This window comes from Ignavibacteriota bacterium (assembly GCA_016212665.1).
In the GTDB taxonomy this organism is placed as follows: Bacteria; Bacteroidota; Ignavibacteria; order UBA10030; family SZUA-254; genus FW602-bin19.
Window position 1 is genome coordinate 1 of the sequence record JACREZ010000028.1, and the last position, 22055, is coordinate 22055.

Annotated in this window: 15 protein-coding genes and 3 tRNA genes; 13 read left to right on the top strand and 5 right to left on the bottom strand. The window is 42.2% G+C overall.

Annotation, left to right across the window (positions count from 1 at the left end):
- Window positions 1–86: 86 nt before the first annotated feature.
- Together HY960_09810 and HY960_09815 are read right to left on the bottom strand one after the other, a co-directional pair.
- A tRNA-Met gene (locus tag HY960_09810) sits at window positions 87–159 on the bottom strand.
- A gap of 47 nt (window positions 160–206) precedes the next feature.
- Window positions 207–1190, bottom strand: a complete 984-nt coding sequence (locus HY960_09815) for an NAD-dependent epimerase/dehydratase family protein (GenBank protein ID MBI5216038.1) — start codon at window positions 1188–1190, stop codon at window positions 207–209.
- A gap of 169 nt (window positions 1191–1359) precedes the next feature.
- Between HY960_09815 and HY960_09820 the strand changes: the two genes are divergently transcribed.
- From HY960_09820 to purU, 4 genes are all read left to right on the top strand, one after another.
- Window positions 1360–2610: a pyridoxal phosphate-dependent aminotransferase family protein gene (locus HY960_09820; GenBank protein MBI5216039.1), complete on the top strand. Its 1251-nt coding sequence runs from the start codon at window positions 1360–1362 to the stop codon at window positions 2608–2610.
- Between the two features lie 82 nt (window positions 2611–2692).
- Window positions 2693–3811 (top strand): hypothetical protein, encoded by a 1119-nt coding sequence (locus HY960_09825; GenBank protein ID MBI5216040.1) that lies wholly within the window; start codon window positions 2693–2695, stop codon window positions 3809–3811.
- A 17-nt stretch (window positions 3812–3828) separates the two neighbouring features.
- Window positions 3829–4755 (top strand): branched-chain amino acid transaminase, encoded by a 927-nt coding sequence (locus HY960_09830; protein MBI5216041.1) that lies wholly within the window; start codon window positions 3829–3831, stop codon window positions 4753–4755.
- Window positions 4756–4890: 135 nt separating this feature from the next.
- The gene (gene purU / locus HY960_09835) at window positions 4891–5751 is read left to right on the top strand and encodes a formyltetrahydrofolate deformylase (GenBank protein ID MBI5216042.1); all 861 of its coding nucleotides are present in this window, start codon (window positions 4891–4893) and stop codon (window positions 5749–5751) included.
- Window positions 5752–5822: 71 nt separating this feature from the next.
- Here the strand turns inward: purU and HY960_09840 are convergent, their stop codons facing one another.
- Genes HY960_09840 through HY960_09850 form a run of 3 tightly spaced genes read right to left on the bottom strand, consistent with a single transcriptional unit; the run spans window position 5823 to window position 9206 of the window.
- Window positions 5823–6371, bottom strand: a complete 549-nt coding sequence (locus HY960_09840) for a shikimate kinase (GenBank protein ID MBI5216043.1) — start codon at window positions 6369–6371, stop codon at window positions 5823–5825.
- Window positions 6372–6383: 12 nt separating this feature from the next.
- Window positions 6384–7091, bottom strand: coding sequence for an outer membrane beta-barrel protein (locus HY960_09845; protein ID MBI5216044.1), 708 nt, complete (start codon window positions 7089–7091; stop codon window positions 6384–6386).
- Window positions 7092–7130: 39 nt separating this feature from the next.
- Window positions 7131–9206 carry a peptidylprolyl isomerase gene (locus tag HY960_09850; protein ID MBI5216045.1) on the bottom strand — a complete coding sequence of 692 codons (2076 nt, stop codon included), beginning with the start codon at window positions 9204–9206 and terminating at the stop codon, window positions 7131–7133.
- Between the two features lie 211 nt (window positions 9207–9417).
- Here HY960_09850 and HY960_09855 point away from each other — a divergent pair, with 211 nt between their 5' ends.
- From HY960_09855 to HY960_09895, 9 genes are all read left to right on the top strand, one after another.
- Window positions 9418–10845: a tetratricopeptide repeat protein gene (locus tag HY960_09855; protein ID MBI5216046.1), complete on the top strand. Its 1428-nt coding sequence runs from the start codon at window positions 9418–9420 to the stop codon at window positions 10843–10845.
- Window positions 10846–10978: 133 nt separating this feature from the next.
- Window positions 10979–11860, top strand: a complete 882-nt coding sequence (gene larE, locus HY960_09860) for an ATP-dependent sacrificial sulfur transferase LarE (protein MBI5216047.1) — start codon at window positions 10979–10981, stop codon at window positions 11858–11860.
- 1153 nt (window positions 11861–13013) lie between these two features.
- Window positions 13014–14750: a T9SS type A sorting domain-containing protein gene (locus HY960_09865; protein ID MBI5216048.1), complete on the top strand. Its 1737-nt coding sequence runs from the start codon at window positions 13014–13016 to the stop codon at window positions 14748–14750.
- Between the two features lie 133 nt (window positions 14751–14883).
- A complete protein-coding gene (locus HY960_09870; protein MBI5216049.1) occupies window positions 14884–15813 on the top strand; it encodes a hypothetical protein in 930 nt (309 codons plus the stop codon).
- Window positions 15776–18091, top strand: a complete 2316-nt coding sequence (locus HY960_09875; GenBank protein MBI5216050.1) for a hypothetical protein — start codon at window positions 15776–15778, stop codon at window positions 18089–18091. The genes HY960_09870 and HY960_09875 overlap by 38 nt, the downstream gene beginning before the upstream one ends.
- 105 nt (window positions 18092–18196) lie before the next feature.
- Window positions 18197–20869, top strand: a complete 2673-nt coding sequence (locus HY960_09880; GenBank protein ID MBI5216051.1) for a hypothetical protein — start codon at window positions 18197–18199, stop codon at window positions 20867–20869.
- Between the two features lie 82 nt (window positions 20870–20951).
- Window positions 20952–21581: a DUF1684 domain-containing protein gene (locus HY960_09885; GenBank protein ID MBI5216052.1), complete on the top strand. Its 630-nt coding sequence runs from the start codon at window positions 20952–20954 to the stop codon at window positions 21579–21581.
- 241 nt (window positions 21582–21822) lie between these two features.
- Window positions 21823–21896: transfer RNA gene (locus tag HY960_09890), tRNA-His, on the top strand.
- 84 nt (window positions 21897–21980) lie between these two features.
- Window positions 21981–22053, top strand: a tRNA-Glu gene (locus HY960_09895).
- The last annotated feature ends 2 nt before the right edge of the window (window positions 22054–22055 follow it).

A 22055-nucleotide genomic window follows, 5' to 3' on the forward strand; every position in this document is an offset into this window, starting at 1 on the left:
CTCCTTGCTCAATATGATGTATATGCAAAACGACATAACTGAATAATAAAAAAGCTGATTTCATCTTCTGAAATCAGCTTTACTTGTAGCGGGGGCAGGACTTGAACCTGCAGCCTTTGGGTTATGAGCCCAACGAGCTACCAATTGCTCCACCCCGCGACCAAAATTGCGATGCTAAGATACGAAATTGTTCCCTGCCGTCAAAATCACTTTAACCAACCATTTTTCCTATACCATTCGACTGTTCCTCGAATTCCTTCTTCCAAATTGATAGTTTCACGGTAACCAAGTTCTTTTTTCGCTTTCGTCACATCGCACGTCCACGCATCCTGAATAATGTCTTTTACTTTTTCAAGATTGAGCAGTGCCGGTTTCGAACTAAACTTGGAAAAGATTTCGGCAAAGAAGCCGATGACGTAAACTCCTGCTTCGGGAATTTTCAGCCGGAGAACTTTTTTCTGCATGATGCTTGCCGTCAATTCTCCGATTTCCTTCCAATGATAGAAGCGTTCGCTGGAGATAAAATATATCTGCCCGACTCCGTTCGGATGTTCGCCGGCGAGAATAATTCCATCAACCAAACTTTTTACATGAACCAAACTGACATATTTTTTCCCGAAGCCAATCATCGGTTGTAAGCCCTTGTTCATCGTGTTGAAAAATTCAAACACGTCTTTGTCGCGGGGACCATAGACTGCCGGAGGACGAGTTATCGTGATAGGAAGTTTATCGAGCAACCGTAAACATTCCTTCTCTGCTTCCATCTTACTGATGCCGTATGTCGTGATTGGATGAAACAGTGTTTGTTCGTCAACTGCTTTATCACCCAAACTCGGTCCGACTGCCGCCTGACTGCTGACGTGAACAAATCGCTTCAACTCAGGATTTGTTTTCAACACGACGTGAAGGAGATTCTTTGTTGCAAGATGATTGCCGCGAAAATATTCTTCCTTTGTTTTCGCCTTCGTGACTCCGGCGAAATGATAAACATAATCAACATCGGCGACTGCTGATTGCAATGCCTTGTCATCGAATAAATCTCCATACACGTATTCGATGGGAAGATGCTTAATGTATTCAAGCGACGATGTTTTCCGAATCAGGCAACGTAACTGGTAACCCTTTGCGTGAAGCGATTCTGCGAGGTGACTGCCGATAAACCCGGTGGCTCCGGTGATGAAAACTTTCATTTATTTTCTGATTTCAAATAGTTTGGATGGTTCAACAACTGATTGTTTTTTAAGGGATATTGGAGTATATTCAAAAAAAAATTTCCACACAATCCTCTCATTTTTTCAGAGAAGGTGAGTCGTTTTTCAAGGAAATCGTTCATCGAAGTACTTCGTTCAAATCATTTTTATGTCACAGTCAATTCCCGAAACTCAAGAACCAATCACAGAACAACCTAAGCAACCCGTTGACCTTTTTCAGAAGTGCTGGGATTTTACCCGCGCTGATGAAATAAAAGCCGCCGGTTTTTATCCCTACTTCCGCGCTATCGAAGAGAACGAAGGTCCCGTAGTTCAAATCGAAGGCAAGAAAGTGATTATGGCTGGCTCGAACAATTATTTGGGATTGACCGCGCACCCAAAAGTAAAAGAAGCCGCGCTCAAGGCAGTGGAAAAATACGGAACAGGTTGTTCCGGTTCGCGTTACTTGACGGGAACGCTTGACCTGCACAACGAACTTGAAGCGCGTCTTGCAAAGTACATGGGCGCGGAAGCGTGTTTGTTATTCAGTACCGGCTACCAAACGGCGCAGGGAATTATTCCGACGCTTGCACAGCGAGGCGAATATATTCTCACTGATAAAGATAATCACGCATGTATCGTTGCCGGGACTTTGATGGCAAAGGGAATGTTCGCGGAAGTCATACGTTTCAAACATAACGACATGAACGATTTGGAGCGACAGATTTCCCGGTTGCCTGCTCATGCAGGAAAGTTGATTGTTACGGATGGCGTGTTCAGTACGACGGGTGATATTGTAGAATTGCCGCGGCTGGTGGAAATTGCCAAACAACACAACGCGCGTATTCTTGTGGATGATGCACATTCAGTCGGAGTCATTGGAAAAGGGGGGCGCGGAACAGCGAGTTATTTTGGTCTTGAAAAAGAAATTGATATGACGATGGGAACGTTCAGCAAAACGTTTGCATCGCTCGGTGGGTTTGTCGTCGGGACAGAACGAGTGATTAATTTTATCAAACATACATCACCTGCGCTCATCTTTAGTGCAAGTCCGACTCCGGCTTCGGTTGCCGCCGCTCTTGCCGCGCTTGATATTCTCGAAGCGGAACCGGAACGCATTGACAAACTCATCTACAACGCGAACAAAATGCGGAACGGATTCAAACAACTCGGTTTCAAAATCATTGAAAGCAAAACGGCGATTGTTCCGGTTATTGTTGGAGATGACATGCTGGCATTTACATTCTGGAGAGCATTGTATGACAATGGCGTGTTTGTCAATGCGTTCATCAGTCCGGGTGTGCCGCAGGGTTTACAGATGATGCGGACAAGTTACATGGCAACGCATGAGGACGAACACCTCGACCGTATTTTGGAACTGTTTGGTATTGTCGGAAAAAAATTAGGATTGATTCCGTGACAGAGAGATTGAACATGCTATTCTCTCTTGTTTCCCACGTTTCTTCATCATTGTATTATCCTATCCTCGTTCTTTCCGTGTTATGAGTTCAATTTCAATTCAACCGGTTCGCACAAAAAAAGAGCGGGAAGAATTCATCCGTCTTGCATGGAAAATCTATGAGCGAAATGAATTCTGGGTTCCGCCTCTTCTCATGGACAGAAGAAAGTTGATGGACAAAAAAAAGAATCCGTTCTACAAACATGCTGAAGCAGAATTTTTCATCGCACGGAGAAACGGTGAAGCGGTCGGACGAATCGGCGCAATCATCAACCATAACCATAACAAAGAACATAACGAGAACATTGGTTTCTTCGGATTCTTTGAATCAATCAACGAACAGAATGTCGCCGATGAATTGGTGAAGACCGCAAAGTCGTGGTTGAAAGAACGAGGCGTGACCGCGGTGCGTGGTCCCGCAAGTCCATCGGTGAATGATGAGTACGGATTACTGATTGATGGTTTCATGTTGCCGCCTGTTGTGTTGATGCCGTACAACCCGGAATATTATCCGCAACTGCTTGAGCGTGCAGGATTCAAGAAGGCAAAAGATTTATACGCGTATTTGCTTTCACAGAAAACGGTTTATACGGAAAAACTTGAGCGTGTGAATAATCTGGTGCTTCAAAAAGTCGGCATGACGTTTCGAAGTATCAACATGAAAGAGTTTGAAAACGAAGTACGGAAAATCAAACTCCTCTACAATAAGGCATGGCAATATAACTGGGGCGCAGTGCCGATGACCGATGAAGAGTTTGACGCGCTGGCAAAAGATTTGAAACCGGTCGTGGAGCCGGAATTGGTCATTATCGCCGAATACAAAGGCGAGCCAATCGGGTTTGCACTTTCTCTTCCCGATTTAAATACTCCACTGAAATACAACAAACGCGGTTATTTATTGCCGGGTTTGTATTGTTTATTTCGTTACAAAAAGTTGATTAATCAAGTACGGATTATTGTGCTTGGCGTTGTGCCTGAATATTTGAAGACAGGCGCGGCGGCGGTGCTGTTTTATGAAACTGCAAAACGCGCGAAGAAGTTAGGTTACGATTACGGTGAAGCAAGTTGGGTACTGGAAGATAACGTGATGATGAACCGCGCCGCTGATTTGATGAACGCCAAATGCTATAAGACGTATCGTATCTATGAACAACAACTCTAACTAAGAAAGAAAACCGTATGCCCGTAAAACCTGTAGAAAAAATCTGGATGAATGGAACGCTCGTCAACTGGAACGATGCAAAGATTCATATTCTCTCGCATGTGATTCATTATGGCTCCAGTTGGTTCGAGGGAATCCGCTGTTACGACACGAAGAAAGGCTCTGCAATTTTCCGTCTCGAAAAACATCTCGAACGGTTGTATGATTCGTGCAAAATTTATCATGCGGAAATTCCATACACGAAACAACAACTTGAAGATGCTGTCATTCAAACTATTCTTGCCAACAAACTTCCCGCATGTTATATCCGCCCGATTGTGTATCGCGGCTATGGCGATGTCGGCGTTAACCCGCTCAACAATCCGGTTGATGTTACGATTGCCGTGTGGGACTGGGGAACGTATCTCGGCGGCGAAGCGCTGAACAACGGCATTGACGTTTGCGTTTCGTCGTGGGCGCGCCCCGCGCCAAACACGATGCCGACAATTGCAAAGGCGGGAGGGAATTATCTGAACGCATCACTCATCAAAACCGAAGCGGTGAAGCGCGGGTATGTTGAGGGAATCGCTCTCGATGTTCACGGCTTTGTCAGCGAAGGAAGCGGAGAGAATATTTTTATCATCAAGAATGGAGATGTTCTTACACCTCCACTGACTTCAAGCATTTTACCTGGTGTTACACGTTCATCCGTGATGACGTTACTCCGCAACAGCGGCTACCGTGTCATCGAAGCGCCTGTTGCCCGCGAACTTCTGCATATCGCTGATGAAATCTTCTTTACCGGAACCGCGGCGGAAATTACACCGATTCGTTCCGTTGACGGATTTCCCGTTGGTGAAGGAAAACCCGGACCAATTACCAAAGAAGTTCAGCGGCAATTCTTCGATGTCGTTCACCAAGGAAACGATACGCGGGGTTGGTTGAAGTTTATCGGGAATGATTGAAGTCAGTATTTGAGTATTGAGTAGTCAGTACTTGAGTAATCAGAAAATAGTACGAAGCCGGTTCAATGATTGAATCGGCTTTTTGTTTTCATTCGACTTTCTGTATTTTCATCCAACAAACTATTCAACATATCTATGAACTCCATTATCTTTCTCATTGATTGTCCCGACCGAAAAGGATTGGTGGCAAGCATCAGCACATTTTTTTATGAACGCGGGTTTAATATTCTGCATTGCCAGCAATACACTGATGTCGAACGAAACCAGTATTTCATGCGGCTGAAATTGGACATGAACTCACTGAACGTTTCACGCAAGCAATTGGAGGATGAATTCGCTGAGTTCGGGAAAGAGTATCAACTCCGCTGGTCTGTACATTATTCGGATTATATTCAGAAAACGGCAATTCTTGTAACGAAAGCCCCGCATTGTTTGTATGATTTGTTAGTACGTCAGCAGGAGGGAGAATTGCCATGCGAGATTCCGCTTATCGTCAGCAACCGTCCTGCGCTGGAACACATTGCAGATAAGTTCCGGATACCATTCGTTTGCCTGCCCGTAACCCCGGAAACAAAAATCAAACAAGAAGAAGAACTGCAAAAGTTGTTACGTCAATACAGGATTGATGTTGTCGTGATGGCAAGATATATGCAAGTTTTATCAAAAGAGTTTGTTGAAGAATACGCGGGAAGAATCATCAATATCCATCATGCGTTTCTTCCGGCATTTCAGGGGGCGAGTCCGTATCAGCAGGCGTACGAGCGCGGCGTGAAAATGATTGGCGCAACCGCACACTATGCGACTGCTGAGTTAGATGGCGGACCTATTATTGAGCAGGATGTTGAACGGGTAAATCACGAACAGACGATAGAAGAACTCTCGCGTATCGGGATCGACATCGAACGAATTGTATTGGCGCGTGCAGTGAAAGCGCATCTCGAACGGAGAATAATTATTTCGGGAAAGCGAACGATTGTGTTTTCGACAGGTGTGTAATTTGTGTAGGCAGGACAAGCATTCCTGTCTGTTTCACCTAAGTATGATGTAACAGGCAAAAGCCTGTTCTGTTATTCCTGAACGTGCTTTCGGAGAAGCCGGACTACTTTATCAACTGTCAACGCGATACTTGAGTCATCCATAGTGATTGTTATATCTGCCTGATTGTAATAGTGCTCGCGAATTTGAAGAAGGGAAATAATTTTTTCCCGCATCGCGGTTTCGGGTAACTGTGCGCCGCTTGAATCTTTGAGGAGTGGACGATGTTGTTTTCGTCGAATGCGTTTGAGAAGAATATCCGGTTCGACTTCCAAGTAGACTAACAAGCCATTTGATTTAATTTGTTCGAGATTATTTTCAAACGCCACGGTTCCTCCCCCGAGAGCAACAACAATATTTTGTCTTGTTGAAAACTCTTGTAACAATTCCTGCTCAAGTCTGCGAAAATACAGTTCACCATGCTGTTCAAATATTTCTGAAACAGAGTAACCGACACGATGTTCAATTTCCACATCTAAATCAAGCGAATCAAACCCAAGTACATTTGCAACAGGTGGAGCGAGCGTACTTTTTCCGCTTCCCATAAAACCGGTGAAATATATTCTCGTGTGTTTTGTCATAAAAAAAAACGGTTAAAACTGATACACGAGTCCCGCGCCAAACTGTATTCCGTCAATACTGATTTTCGAGGGAAACGGTGTTTGTTCCGGAAGCGGAGTTGAAGGAGGGAATGTTGCATCGAGCGGAAAGACGTTGGTGGATTCAAACTGCACATCGCGAAATTTTAGTTCAGTGCGAATCGCGATACCGGATGTAAGTGCGAACTCAAATCCGCTTAATACATGAATTCCGATTCCCGGAGTTCGCTCGGTAATTTTCGACTCAACACCAGCGTAGGAATATTTTCGTTCACCGAAATACATTCCGACCCCGCCTCCCATATACATCCGAAATTTTTCCGTACTGAAGGGAATAGAGAAATATCCTGAAAGTTCAACCGGAAGCGCTCTATATCCATCGGTAGTAAGAATTTTCTTTTGATTGCCGGGAATTTCCACTTCAACCTCATTCCAAAGTAGTTCTATGTTTACTCCTACCTGAATGTTCCATCCGAGTTCACGACGGATATCAATTCCAACTCCCCAAACTCCATTGAGCGGGAGAGATTGGTTTCGTGTTACTTCGTCGGGGTCAAATGGATGATAAAATAACCGGGAGGAAGTTGTGATGGAGCCGTTGACCGACAGCGCATAGCGGGATGTTTGAGATTCAGCGGGCTGAAAACAAAAAACCATCACCACAAACGTGATGATGGTTTTCCATTGATTTGAAAATCTCATAAGGTTACATTACTGTAATCCGATTATCCAACATTCGGATTAACGATACCACATGTCACGGTTGTCAACGATTTCGGCATTCTTCTTTAATTTTGTTGACCAATCGGAGAATGCCTTGTTGCGTCGTTCAGACATCAACTGAGTACGAAGATTGTTTTTCTGTGCATTATAGGCAGTCGAATCAAAATTCGATTTGCTGAGTAACTTCACAATATAATACCCGCGTTGTCCTTCAACTACTCCCGATAATTCACCGACATTCATCTTGGAAACTGCGCCGGAGAATTTCAAATCTCTGCCAATGTTCGGAACAAATCCATTCAAGGAAAATTGACGGAGATTTTGTGCGGTAAAGCCCGGCTTAATGATTGAAATCTTACTCAAACTATCTGAAGGAGAAAATTGTTGTCGAACTTGTTCAACGGTTGATTTTATTTTCTCCATCTTCTTTTCACGCTTCACTCGGGGTTCAAGCGTCGTTTTCAGTTCTTCAAACGGACGGAGACCTGCATCTTTAATATCGGAAATCATAAATACGCCGTATCCGCCGTTGGGAAGTGTTTGAACATCGCTCACGTCGCCAAGTTTTCCGGTGAATGCAAATTTACTCAAACCAGAGTGCATTCCGATTCCGGGAATAACAGCATCTTTTTGAAATGATTGTGTTTCCGTTACCTGAAAATTCAGTTCGGTTGCATGTTTTAACAAGTCTCCGCTCTCTTTCGAAATATACGCGAGGTCTTGTGCCTGCTGGAGAATATTTTCCCGTGTTGATGAACTCAACCGAACCTGCATGTGAATGTCGGCAATCTTCACTTCGCGCTTATCTTTTGCAGTGACTTTGATAATGTGATACCCGAACTGGCTTTTCACCGGTCCGACTATCTGTCCGACTTTTGCTTTGAAAGCAGCATCTTCAAACGGTTTCACCATTCTTCCTTTTCCAAACCAACCGAGGTCGCCGCCTTTCGCCGCCGAACCATCTTTAGAAAATTGCACGGCGAGTTGAGCGAAATCTTCCGTCTTTGTTTTGGCAAAAATATCTTTTGCTTCTTTGAGCGCTTTTACGCTGTCATTATTTTCGATGTTCACGAGAATATGACTTGCGCGTACAAATTCATCTGCGCCTTCTTTGAACTCAAGCACTTTGATGAGATGATACCCGTCGGGTTCTGTTGTTGGTCCGATTACGTCTCCGGCGTTCGCGGCGAAGACCGATGTTTCTTTGTCCGGGTTCAGTTCACCGTGTTTGAAAAATGTTTCTGCGACCGGAGTTTCGGAATATGTTTTCGCAAGTTCAACAAAGTCCGCTCCTTCCGATGCTTTTCTTTTCAGGTCAGCCATTTCATTCATGACTGCTTCTGTGTCTGCTGCTGACGGTGCAACCGGGAAATTCACATACTTTAATTTTCGCGTTGCTTCTTGTTTGAATTCCTCTGAGTTTTCGTTATAGACTTTTTTCATGTCGTCGTCTGTCACCGTAACTTCTTCATCCTTTACCATGACGTTCGGGTCGAAGAGAATACAATCAGCATCGTACTTAATATTCTGGTCAATGAAGCGTTGAAGAATTTCGTTCTCGGTAACGCGCGTTCCCGCCATAATCATGCTCTGGAGTTTTTCACGCTGGCGTTGTTTGCGGAGGTAGTCTTCAACCTTAACCCAGATTTGAGCGTTCTGCGGGTTTTGAATTGCGTTATCATACGCCGCCCGGTTAAATGTTCCGGTCGAATCGGTGAATTGTTGAACAAGAAAGGCAGGGGGATTGTCTCCCTTTACCCAGTCAATAATTTCCTGGTCGGTAACGGAAATACCGAGACGAGCAATTTCATCTTCAAACAACTTTTCTTCAACGACCTGATTCCAGATTTGGTCTCTCAACGTGCGCAACTGATTTTCATCAAGCTCCTGACCTGTCTGTGCTTTCTGATTTTCAGCCGCTTGGCGGACAAGTTCTGCAAAGTCTTTCGCAGAAATGCTGTGTCCGTTGACGTTTCCGATTTCCTGTGATTCGATGTTGCGGGAAGCCTGTTTTCGTCCCGTGAGGTCCATTCCCCAATCGAGAACGATATAAACCACAAAAACACCTGCAAAAATTGCAAATGCTTTCGTCATGTTCTCGCGTATTCTTGTCATTAAAGGCATGCTATACCAACGTACTTATGTATAAAAAAGGTGAAATTTAGGGCTGTCAATATACAAGAAAATACCCTGATAAACAAAGCGATTTTCTTCAACAATCGTGTGTATTTTTCTTGACTTCTCGGTTTTTTTTTCTTTATATTAGCGCAACACCATCAATGAGTTTGAAAACGACAAAGACGTAATGCAAGATTTTGATTTTGAAAATTTCGACAACGATGCTGATGCATCGAAAGCGAACAAGAATAATCCGGACGATTCGCTCAAGGAATTAGAAGAGCGATTGAGAAAAGAGAAATTCAGCCCGGGCAATGTTGAACTTCTCGAAGAAATCGTCTCGATTTATCTTCGGTACGCGAAGTACAATGAAGCATTGCACTTTGCCAATATCCTGTTAGAATATGTTCCCTACAGTGCGGAGAACTGGTATAACAAAGGGCTGGCACTCAGCCATCTTGAGCGGCATCAGGAAGCGTTGGAAAGTTTTAGTAAAGCGGTAAGTCTCGACCCGTCAGAATCGGAGTTCTCCATCGCGTGCGGACTTTCGCTCGATAGTCTTGCCCGGTTCGATGAAGCGATTCAATGGTATGATTCCGTGCTGGAACAACACCCGGAAGATAGTGATGCGCTTATCAGCAAAGTGCTTTCGCTTGAACGAATGAATCGCTGGAACGATGCTGTAGCGTCGTTGAAATCTCTCCTTTTGATGAATCCCGAACAGACCGATGCCTGGCACGAACTCGGATTTTGTTATGATGTGCTTGAACAGTTTGAAGAATCACTCAAGTGCTATGAACGGACGTTGGACAGCGACCCGTATAATCACGCCGCGTGGTACAATCGAGGTATTGTACTGAACAAGATTGGAAAATATATTCAGGCAATTGACAGTTACGATTTCGCTCTTGCCATCAAAGAAAATTTTTTCCATGCATGGTTCAACAAGGGAAATGCGTTCGCGAACTTAGGACGATTACATGATGCGATAGAATGTTACAAGCAATCCATCCGTATTCAGCCCGAAGATATTGCTTCATGGCACAACATGGGAAGCGCGTACGAGGATATGGAAATGTTGAAGGAAGCAATCAAGTGTTATACGGTTGCGTTGCGCTACGAGCCGTTACATGTAGAATCGTTGTTTGCGCGCGGGTGTTGTTATGATGTGTTGGAACAGCCGAAGAAAGCGTATAATGATTTCACCAAAGCGCTCTCAGTGAAGAAGAATATTCCTGACCTGTGGTATGCGAAAGCGAATATTGCCTATAACTTGGGTAAATGGCGAGAAGCAATTATCGCATACAAGATGGCTGTTCGATACGACCCGCTCAATCTCGAAGCGTGGCTGGACCTGGGAGAAACGTTGCTGGAGTACGGTTACTATCGCGAAGCATTGAAAGCATTCAACAAATGTATTGAGTTGAAACCGGAGTGGAGCGACGCATTCTATAGCAAAGCGAAAGTGTTATTCCTCCAAAGGAAAACATTCGAAGCCATCGAAACACTCAAGAAAGCGTTTGAACTCAACCCAGAAAACAGAAAACGTTTTGAAAAAGAATTCCCCGGCGTTCGTTCCATCAAAGAATTTACCAATATTCTTCTAACGAAGTAGAAACATTTAATAAAATCTGTATAAAAAATAGACTCTGATTTTAAGTCTACGGTTTGATGCGGAGACGCAACCGTAATGGTCGCGCCTACAGTGAAATTATTCTATATAAAACTATCACTCAGACATTTTTTTGATGAAAGACGGAACACTCGATATTCTCCATCACTCCATTACTCCACTTCTCCACTCGAAATATCTTAAACTAACAGAAGTGTTACGTTCGCTCGGTTCGGTAGTGATTGGCTACTCAGGCGGAGTTGACAGCACGCTTCTTCTGAAAGTTGCAACAGATGTTCTTGGGAAGAACGCGCTTGCCGTCATCGGAAAATCCGAAACATATCCGACGCGTGAATATGAAGAAGCGGTGAACCTTGCAGAGAGTTTCGGCGCGCGCTACGAAGTAGTTACGACGGAAGAAACGGATAATCTCAAATTTCAGGAGAATCCTCCCAACAGGTGTTACTTCTGCAAGACAGAATTATTCTCGAAACTCCACATCATTGCTGAGAAAAAAAATATTCCGTGGATTGCCGACGGAACAATTACCGATGATGTCGGAGATTTCCGGCCGGGGATGAAAGCGAAGAAAGAAAACAATGTCCGCTCGCCGTTACTCGAAGCGGAACTCTCGAAAGCGGAGGTACGGGAACTTTCCAAACATCTCGGCTTGCCGACGTGGGAGAAAGGTTCGTTCGCATGTCTTGCTTCCCGCTTCCCCTATTATTTCGGAATTACCAAGGAGAACCTTATGAAAGTTGATTCGGCAGAATCGTTGCTGAGAGATTTGGGATTCAAATATTTCCGCGTTCGTCACCACGATGATAAAACCGCCCGCATCGAAGTTGCACCGGAAGAACTTGCGCGTTTGTTTGATGCAACAGTGCGCGAACAAATCGTATCGCATCTCAAAGCGCTCGGCTTTACCTACGTTACGCTCGACTTGCAAGGCTACCGCTCCGGCTCGATGAATGAGACATTGAGTGCGAAAGAAAAATCCGGTTTTATGTCAATGTAGTTTGATTTGTAAATGAAATAAAGTAACTTTCCACCCAAACAAATCCATACTATTCACATAACAATTAGGAGGAGCTATGAAGCTTCGATTATTCAGTTGCATCATTTGTTTGTTCTTGAGTTCTATTAATTTATTTGCTCAGCACGGAGACCCGACACTGCGTAAGATGACGGTGCTGGATGGTAACAATATCGGTCTTTCAGTGTATAACGACGGACAGATTTCCGGGTTTAACACCGGTGTAGATGTTCGCGGCGAATGGCCCCGGGGTTCAGGTCAGTATTACATCGGCGATGCAATACCAATGATTGGACTTGAATTTGTTGATGCGCGCGGCGAGACACTTCATCCTGTAATTATTAGCCGAGGTCCGAGAAATGGACAATCGAATGAAAAGCATCCGGTGTATGGGTACTTTTGGGGATTTAATCCTCTCCCCGGATTTCTCAATCCCACTACCTCAACGTTTGCAAGAAGTAATGATTCTTCTTCATGGCCCTCAACGTGGGCAGACCATCCTGAATGGGGAAGTAATGTATGGAATGGTTTCCTCGGTCCTAACCAATTTATCCCCGGTCTTGAAACATATTTTCAAATGGATGATTATTGGGATGATGAATTCAATTCGTATTTCTTACCGGACACCACTGATTCAACAAAGAAGGGATACGGCATTTCTGTTGCCGTAAGATATTTCCAGCTTGCACATCCCCTTTTCAATGATGTGTTGATAAAAATGTATGATATCACGAATATGGGAACATACAACTATGAGAAAGTTGTCTTCGGGAAAATAACAGGGAGTATGCTTGGCGGTGATGGAGATTTGAATGATGACCTTTGCTTTATCGATAAAGAGAACAAATATATTTATTCTTACGATGCCGATGGCATTGGAAACCAAGGACAAAAAGTAGGCGTAATGTCTGAGGCATTTCTTCACACTCCAGATGAAAATAACATTGGAAGTTTCCATTATTTCCCTCTTAGTGCGAGTCCAGCTATGAATGATGATGAATTTCTCTGGAATTATCTTACACCCGGCAAAATAGATAGTGTTATCCCCGCTCCTCAAGATGGCGACAATATCTTTGGAACAAATTATTTCTCGCTCGGTTCTCATGAAACAAAAAGAATTGTTACCGCTCTCATCATGGGATACTCGAAAGATGAGATAGGTCAGAAAGTGCTTGCGGCAAGAGCATTATGGAACTCGAAGTTTAATATTGATTCGGTTCTTCATTCTGTAGCATTTACGAACTTGAACAACCATAGAGAATTAAGTGGAACCGAAACAATCGAATGGAGTTCAACACGCTCTGGCGGAACTGTGGATATTTGGTACAGTTCTGATTATGGAGAGCATTGGACGTTAGTCGAAAAATCAATATCTAATACCGGTTCATATCAACTCGCAACGGAGAATTTTCAAGACACTCCATTTGGTATTTTCAGGCTCTTCATCAAAGATGAGCAAGGAAATCTTTACGCTTTTGCTCAATCGCATGATGTTTCCATAAACAATATTCAGGATGGAGTTCCGTTTTTGAAAGTGTTGAATCAGGGATTTGAAAAAGGAGATACCATACAAACGAATTCACACAGCGTCGAAATATTAATTGCCGATGTAGAAACTGATTCCATGTCCATGCAACTGTTGTATAGTATTGACGAGGGAAACACGTTTTCCCTTTCCCAAACACTGACCGTTGCCTCAGATACATTACCGCAACCGGTACATATCAATCTTGTTTCCCTCCCGAATACGAAGAAACTCACAATCAAACTATCTGTTTCGGATGGAAATTCATCATCAGAGGTTGTGTTGGATGATTTTACAAAGATACATTCGCGTGATAGTGTTGCCGCTTCGCATAGGGAAATTGTTTCAGGCTTTGCCCGAATTCCGTTGCGTGTTAACATCGTAGATTCATCTCAATTAACAGGTCATGATTACATCATCACCTTTGACGATAAAGATTCGACAACGACGCAATACAAAAAGTATTTCTCGGTTGTTGATGCAACGTTGAGATATGAAGTGGTAAGTCAGCAACCAATACTTCCATTCAACGAATCTCCAATATTTGATGGACTATCATTATACAACGAAGATATTCTAACGGTATTGGATTCATCCCGTTCGGGATGGAATGACTCGGCTGAAAAACAATTAGATTATTCATTCTATCCGTTTTTTTGGGGGACGAGTAGTAGCAGTCTGAGATATAATGGATTCAGAATGCCGAACGATTATGCCGTTATCTTTTATCCTGAAATTGTTGATACTTCACTTGCTGATACACTCTATCCAAATACGCCATCAAATCGGATTTCTGCAAAACCAATAAGTTATCGCGTAAAGAATATAACGACCGGTGAATTCATTAAATCGGTCTATTTTAAAACAGGAAGTTCATCCACGTATTTTAATATGTATTTCAAAGAAGAAGTAAGCGGAATGACGAGAAGAACATGGCGTGTTAATATTATTGACTACACCGCCAACGCATCGATGCCAACGGGAGATACACTCTACTTGTTGACCCGAAAGGGACTTTCGATGTTTGATACAATTCATGTCTTCAATGTAACAACCGATGTCGGAACTTCGCCGGAACTTCCTGCCAGTTATCGTCTTGAACAGAATTACCCCAATCCATTCAACCCAATGACAGTAATACATTATCAGTTACAAGCGAAAAGTAATGTTTCATTGAAAGTGTTTGATATACTCGGTCGTGAAGTAGCAACATTGGTGGATGAAATACAACAGGCTGGTTTTCAATCGGTGAACTGGAATGCCTCGAACTATTCGAGTGGAATATATTTCTATCGTTTGCAGGCGGGGAGTTTTATCGAGACGAAGAAGTTGGTGTTGATACGATAAGAATACTTAGATGAAAACTCGGAATTCTCGCGGATGGTTATGTATATTTTGCTGTTTAGCACTAAGTTTTTATAATTGTTCGCGAGATTCATCGCAGACTGTCAGCCCTTCCTTTTACTTTTGGAAATCTTCATTGACTATTTCAGAAGAAGAATTTCAATACTTAAAAATATTGAATGTTGAACAATTATATGTAAAGTTTTTCGATGTTGATTGGGATGATGTACAACAAATTCCTCTTCCTATAACTTCTGTTAAATTAGATACAGATTCAATTTTGGAGTATGAAATAATTCCGGTCGTTTTCATCACAAATAGAACTTTTACCCACATACGCATCGGGGAAGTAGAAGTTCTTAGCAATCGAGTTGCTAATAAAATTCAGGAGATAGCAAGTAATATTCATTCAAAAGGAATAAAAGAAATTCAGATAGATTGCGATTGGTCTGAGAAATCAAAAGAAACGTATTTTCTTTTTCTGAAAAAGATACGCACGTATTTTCACACAATTGGAATTAACACTTCAGCCACGATACGATTACATCAGGTTAAATATAAAGAAATAACCGGTGTGCCTCCTGTTGATAGAGGTGTTCTTATGTTTTATAACATGGGAAAATTGGAAGACCCGACAACACTAAACTCAATCCTGAATATTGAAACTGCGGAGAAGTATGTAGAATATCTTGGTAATTATTCACTATCTCTTGACATAGCATTACCTCTATTTTCATGGGGTGTTGTAATCCGTAAAGGACAGGTGGTTCATCTTCTTAATAATCTGACAATGGATGATATTCAGGATTCAGGGAGATTTGATGTTATTTCTTCAAATAATGTGAATGTTACCCAGAGTACGTATCACGATTATTTTTACTTGTATAAAAATGACAAAATCAGAATAGAGCAAGTATCGGTTGAGCAGTTACTCCATTCAACTGAGATATTTAAAAATTACTTTGATAGTGAAAAGAGTAAACTTATTTTCTATCATCTTGATAAAAGAATTATTAAAAGATATTCCCATGAAGACATTACGACTGTTTGCAATTCTCTGTATTAGTTTTACCCTCATATTGTTTACTGCAGTTGAAACATCAAAGAGCTGTGGGTATGGTTATGAAGAAACTCCAGAGATAACGGAATTCTTTAATCCGACTATTATTCATGAACCTGAATATACTCCATTCTTTATGTTTCATGGCCAATCTAAAGATGAAGGGTTGAAAGAATCTATTCACGAGAATGACAATATTCGGGAATGGAAAAGTTATTTTTCGAATACACCGAAGGAGGAAGATATACAATATTTGGTGTACAAGATGCCGCTTAGTGATCTCAAGCGAATAAAGGAATTTATAAATCATTCAATCCCAAATGATACAATATTGCAAAATTCATTATTGCATTATTGGTGGAAACAACACGATTCTGAATCAATCAAGTATTTATGCTTTGCCAAAGAATGTGAACCTTTTGTGACAAATATTTGGGATTGGTCAGAAGAAGACAGAACAGTACGTTTAGCAAAGAACGGAAATTCTATGGAGATGTTAATTGAGCAAGGAAAGCAATTTTATTCGACTTGCACATCAGATTACTTGAAAATGCGGTATGGGTACCAAATCGTCCGGCTTGCCCATTATTTAGATAAATTTCAATCTTGCCTTGACCTTTATCAAAAATATGTTGAACCACTAACTGTTAGGAGTATTATAAAAGATTGGGCGTTAGGTCATAAGGCTGGTGCGTTGTGGAAATTAAATTCTCGAGCTGAAGCAGCATATCTGTACTCACTATTGTTTAGCCGATGTCCAAGCATGAGAGACAGAGCAATTCAAAGTTTCAGGATTCAAAACGATAGTATATGGAGTGCATGTATAAGCTTATGCAAGTCACCGGACGAAAAAACTACATTGTATTTCTTACGAGCAACAGAATCGTTCAGCAATTCTCTGGAGGAAATGAAAGAAATTTATTTACTTGATTCAAACTCTCCTTACCTAAATGTTCTATTAACTCGAGAAATAAATAAAATTGAAAAAATATTAGTTGATGATAACATTTTAACCAAGTTAGAATCATTTCGTGGAGTTCGAGGAATAAATGATGAAATGAAAACGGAGTGGTTTTTGTATTTAACTCAATTGCATAAGTTTATTGATAACTGTGTGCAAAAGGGTGACACAAAAAATCCCGATGTGTGGAAATTAGCGCTTGGATATACCTACCATCTTCTTGGAGATGCAATGAGCGCGAATAAAATGTATAATGAATTATTACAGCATTCGACAGACGATGAAATGAGGAATATGGTTTACCTTTTTGAAATCATTTCAGAATTATCACAACTTCAAAAAATTGATTATGAAGTTGAAGAGAAAATGTATGACCGTGTAGTTTCAACGGATAATAATAACCTCCTGAAATTTATGATAAATAAATTTGAAAAATTGTATGAAAAACAAGGTGATACTTTAAAAGCTTTTTTATGTTACAATAATATCGCTTCAGTAAAACTTAATCCACAAATGAACCAAATTGAAGAGTTGTTGTCGCTTGCTAAGAAAAAACCATTGTCACGGATTGAACAGTTCATACTCTTAAATACGAAACGTGCTGACCTTTCAAATTCATGGTTTGAATGGAATTACGAAAATAGTTTTAGAAATGGTAATGAAGGTCCAATCAATTTTCTTAATGAGATAAAAGGAACCATACTATTTTCTAAAAATAAATTAGAGGATGCTTTAGCCATCTTTAGAAAACTTCCACCCGGATTGTTTGAGGAATCTGTACCAGATCCCTTTCTCAGTCGGATAAACGATTGCCGGGATTGTGATTTTGCAATTGATATTGGTACCCATTACAATAAGTTGACTATGATACAACGAATGTTGGAATTGCAATCATTACTACAAAGCGACCCAGCAAATGCAGCAGAGTATCATTTTCAATTAGGGAATGCGTATTACAACCTCACTCATTTTGGCAATGCGAGTGAGAAAATTGATTATCACCGAAATAGGGATGATTATCTGTTTGAGGATACTAATGATTTCTATGATTGTACACTCGCGTTACAACATTACGTTGAAGGGATGAATCTTGCTGAAGATCAGGGTAATAATGAATTAGCGGCAACCTGCTGTTTTATGGCAGCAAAATGTGAACAGAACAAATACTACACGGATAAACCGAATGACCAAGATGGAAATATCAAAAATCTTTCATATCGAAAATATTTCAGAATCATGAAGGACAAATACACTATGACTTCTTATTATCAGGAAGTAATCAATGAGTGTGAGTATTTCAAATCTTTTGTTGATAAATATTGATTTTATTTACTTTAATTTTTCGTAGACCTGCAATTGGTAATAACTGGTTTGCTTCTTACATTTAGGACAAATTAATACACAGAATTTCTCAATATTATATTTCCCATGCGTACTTCATCAATCATAATTTTTATTACTGTTCTTTTAATTTCTGTCAATGGTGTCTCTCAACGTAAGCAAAAACCGAAGCGGGAAGTCCAGCCACAACTCGCACTCTCAGAAGTTCATCTCAAAACGTTCAAAGCACGAAGCATCGGTCCGGCGATTATGGGTGGACGTGTTTCGGAGATTGCCATTGACCCGAATGACAGTTACACATTTTATGTTGCTCTGGGAACGGGAGGTGTGATGAAAACATCAAGCAACGGGGCAATGTTCGATGCAGTGTTTGAGAAGGAATCGGTTGCGGCGGTTGGCGCTGTTGCGGTTTCACCTGCAAACTCGAATCATGTATGGGTCGGAACCGGTGAAGCAAACGACAGAAACAGTTCGAGTTGGGGAAACGGTGTGTATCGCTCGACCGATGGTGGTGGCTCGTGGACGAATGTCGGACTGAAGGAATCAAAAACAATTGCACGCATTGTTCTGCATCCGGCAGACACCAACATTGTGTATGTCGCGGCGATGGGAGATTTGTGGTCGTTCGGTGGCGAGCGTGGTTTGTACAAAACAACTGATGGAGGAAAAACTTGGAACGTAATTCTTACTACATCGAAACCGTTCAATGATAGAGTCGGTTGCGGCGATGTTGTGATTGACCCGTCGAATCCGAATAATGTCTATGCGGCAATGTATGCGCGACAACGCACTCCGTGGTCGTTCGCTTCCGGTGTTGAGTTGACAGCAGGATATGATGCCGGAGGAATTTTCAAATCAACTGATGCAGGGGCGACGTGGAAGAAACTTGAGAACGATTTACCAAAACAAACTCAACGTATCGGGTTGACAATCTACAAGAACAACCCGAACATTTTATACGCAATCATCCAAAGCGATGAAGGAGGCACGGTCAGCATTGATGAAGTGAAAAGTAAAAGCGGCGGTGTGTTTCGCTCAACCGATGCAGGTGAAACATGGACACGAATGAACGCACTCAATCCCCGTTCGTTCTACTTCAGTCAGATTCGTGTTGACCCGGCGGACAGCATGAAAGTGTATGTGCTTGGTTATGCTGTTCATGTTTCGATGGATGGAGGTATAACGTTCCGTGAAGACCATTTCGGAAAAGTACATCCCGATTGTCACGCGCTTACAATTGACACGAAGAATCCCAAACGAGTTCTGCTTGGAACGGATGGTGGTGTATATCAAAGTTTCAATTCAGGGAAGAGTTGGCATTTTCTCAACAACTTTGCTGCGGGAGAATTTTATCGCATCGCTGTTGATATGAGTACGCCATATCGCATCGCGGGTGGCTTACAGGATAATCTCAATTGGGTGGGACCGAGCCGCACACGAACAAAAGACGGCATCATGAATTCCGATTGGATAAACATTGAAGGAGGCGACGGATTTTATTGTGTATTCGACCCGCTCGATTCAAACATCGTCTATGCAGAAGCTCAACAAGGATATGTCTATCGTTTCAATTTGAAAACCGGAGAATCAAAGGGATTGCGGCCTGAACCTGCAGAAGGACAAAAGGCGTTTCGCTTTCACTGGAACTCTCCGCTTATCGGAAGTGTGCATCAGAAAGGCGCACTGTACTTAGCGGGCAATCGTGTATTCAAGTTGACAGAGAAAGGAGAAAAATTCAGCGTCATCAGTCCGGACCTTTCGACACAACATCCCGATAAAACTGTTACAACGGGAAGCGGTGCGGAGAATTTCGGCGTTGTCTATACGCTCGCCGAGTCACCAATCATGAAAGGATTGTTGTGGGCTGGAACGGATGATGGTAAACTCTGGCTCACGGAAGATGATGGAGTGAACTGGACTGACCTGACAAAGAATCTTCCGAGTGAAATTCAGGGACAGTGGTTCAGCAGAATCGAAGCGAGTCATTTTGATACGAAGGTTGCTTATTTGGCTGTTGATGCTCATCGTGCAGGGAACTACTCTCCGCTTGCGTTCAAAACAATTGACGGAGGAAAAAGTTGGGAAAGCATCACGAATAATTTACCGGCTGATGGTCCGGTAAAAGTTCTTCGGGAAGATTTGAAAAATCCGAATTTGTTGTTTGCCGGAACCGAGTTCAACTTGTTTGTAAGTCTCAACGGCGGCGCATCGTGGATGAAATTTGCCGATATTCCAACCGTAGCAGTTGATGATATTCTTATTCATCCCAGAGAAAATGATTTAGTGATTGCAACACACGGACGTAGTTTGTTTGTCGTTGATGATATTAATCCGTTGCAAGAACTTGCTGACAGTGTTTTAGTGAAAGAAGCGCATCTCTTTTCTATTCGCCCCGCATTTGGTTCCAATTTACTTTCGGGTTGGGTGGATTGGGGCGGTGTAGGCGAATTCCACGGGTCAAATCCGCCGGAAGGAGCAATCATTAATTATTACATAAAAGAATTCACCGGAGAACAAGCAAGAATCTCTGTAACGAATTCTTCAGGACATGTTGTTGCCAATCTTTCCGGAGCGGGAACTCCTGGCATTAATCGGATCATCTGGGATTTGAAATGGTCAAGAGAACTGCTAACGGATTATGGTGGAGAAGGACAGACCTTTGTAAAGTCGGGAGAATACACCGTCACTCTGAATGTTGGAAAATCGAAGAGTGAACAGAAGTTGAAGGTGGAGATTGCGGCGGGAATTGAAACCCGTTAATTTCGGATTTCGGATTGCCAATTGCGGATTGGTTCTTGATGCTTGATGCTCTCTGATTGATATGGGATGTGGGATTCAAGATATGAGTAAACGTGTTGTGGTTGTATTCGTAGTGTGTGTTGTATTGTTCGGTTGTCAGAAAAAGGAACAGACAAGTCAATGGTCAACAGAGGATAGTCTTCGGATTGTGAATGAGATTATCGCTCACCGTCAGGAAGCAGAATTATTTTTCAAGAATCATTCCGATTCTCCGTTCAATCAGGATACCGCGGCTCATTTTTCCGGCATCAAATGGTTCGAGCCGGATGTTCGATTTTATTTCACATCAAGATTGTACAAGAATAATACATCAGAACAAGTAAAAGTGCTTGGGACAAAAGGTGAGGAACGGAAGTATCTGAAGTATGGATACTTCAAGATTGAATTAGGGGATGAAGAGTTCAACCTGAACGTCTATAAAGATGCAAATGCGGCGAGTAATTATTTATCGGTCTGGTTTACCGATGAAACGACCGGGAAGGAAACGTACGAAGTCGGTCGGTATGTTGAAATCGGGAATGAAGTTGCAGACCCGAATTACAAGTACACAATTGATTTTAACAAAGCATTCAACCCGTACTGTGCTTACAGCGCGAAGTACAGTTGTGCCGTTCCGAGACGGGAGGATTTTTTGCCGTTCGCAATTCGAGCAGGAGAGAGAAAGTACCACTAATGAGTGAAATGGATGGCTTTGTAAATTCATCTTTTTTCCATATCTTTATCGCCACTCAATCACGATGCCTTGCGTTGAGTTCCTTTCCTGTGAAATAATCAGATGGAACATTAGAAAACAACATCTGCAAAAATGCGGAAAAAGCATCGTTTGTTATAAAGGTGTCTCGAAGTTCAATCCTGATAGTTATAAGGAAACGCCAGAATGTGCCACCTCAAGAAAAGAATATAACTTATACATGGTGCCCATAGTTCAGCTGGTTAGAACGCCAGGTTGTGGCCCTGGAGGTCGAGGGTTCAAGTCCCTTTGGGCACCCAACATAACAATTGCGGATCGCGAATTTCGGATTTCGGATTGAGTCAATCCGAAATTGGCAATCCGCAATCCGCAATGGAAAAAGCCCCCATCGTCTAGAGGCCTAGGACACGAGCTTTTCAAGCTTGTAACACGAGTTCGAATCTCGTTGGGGGTACA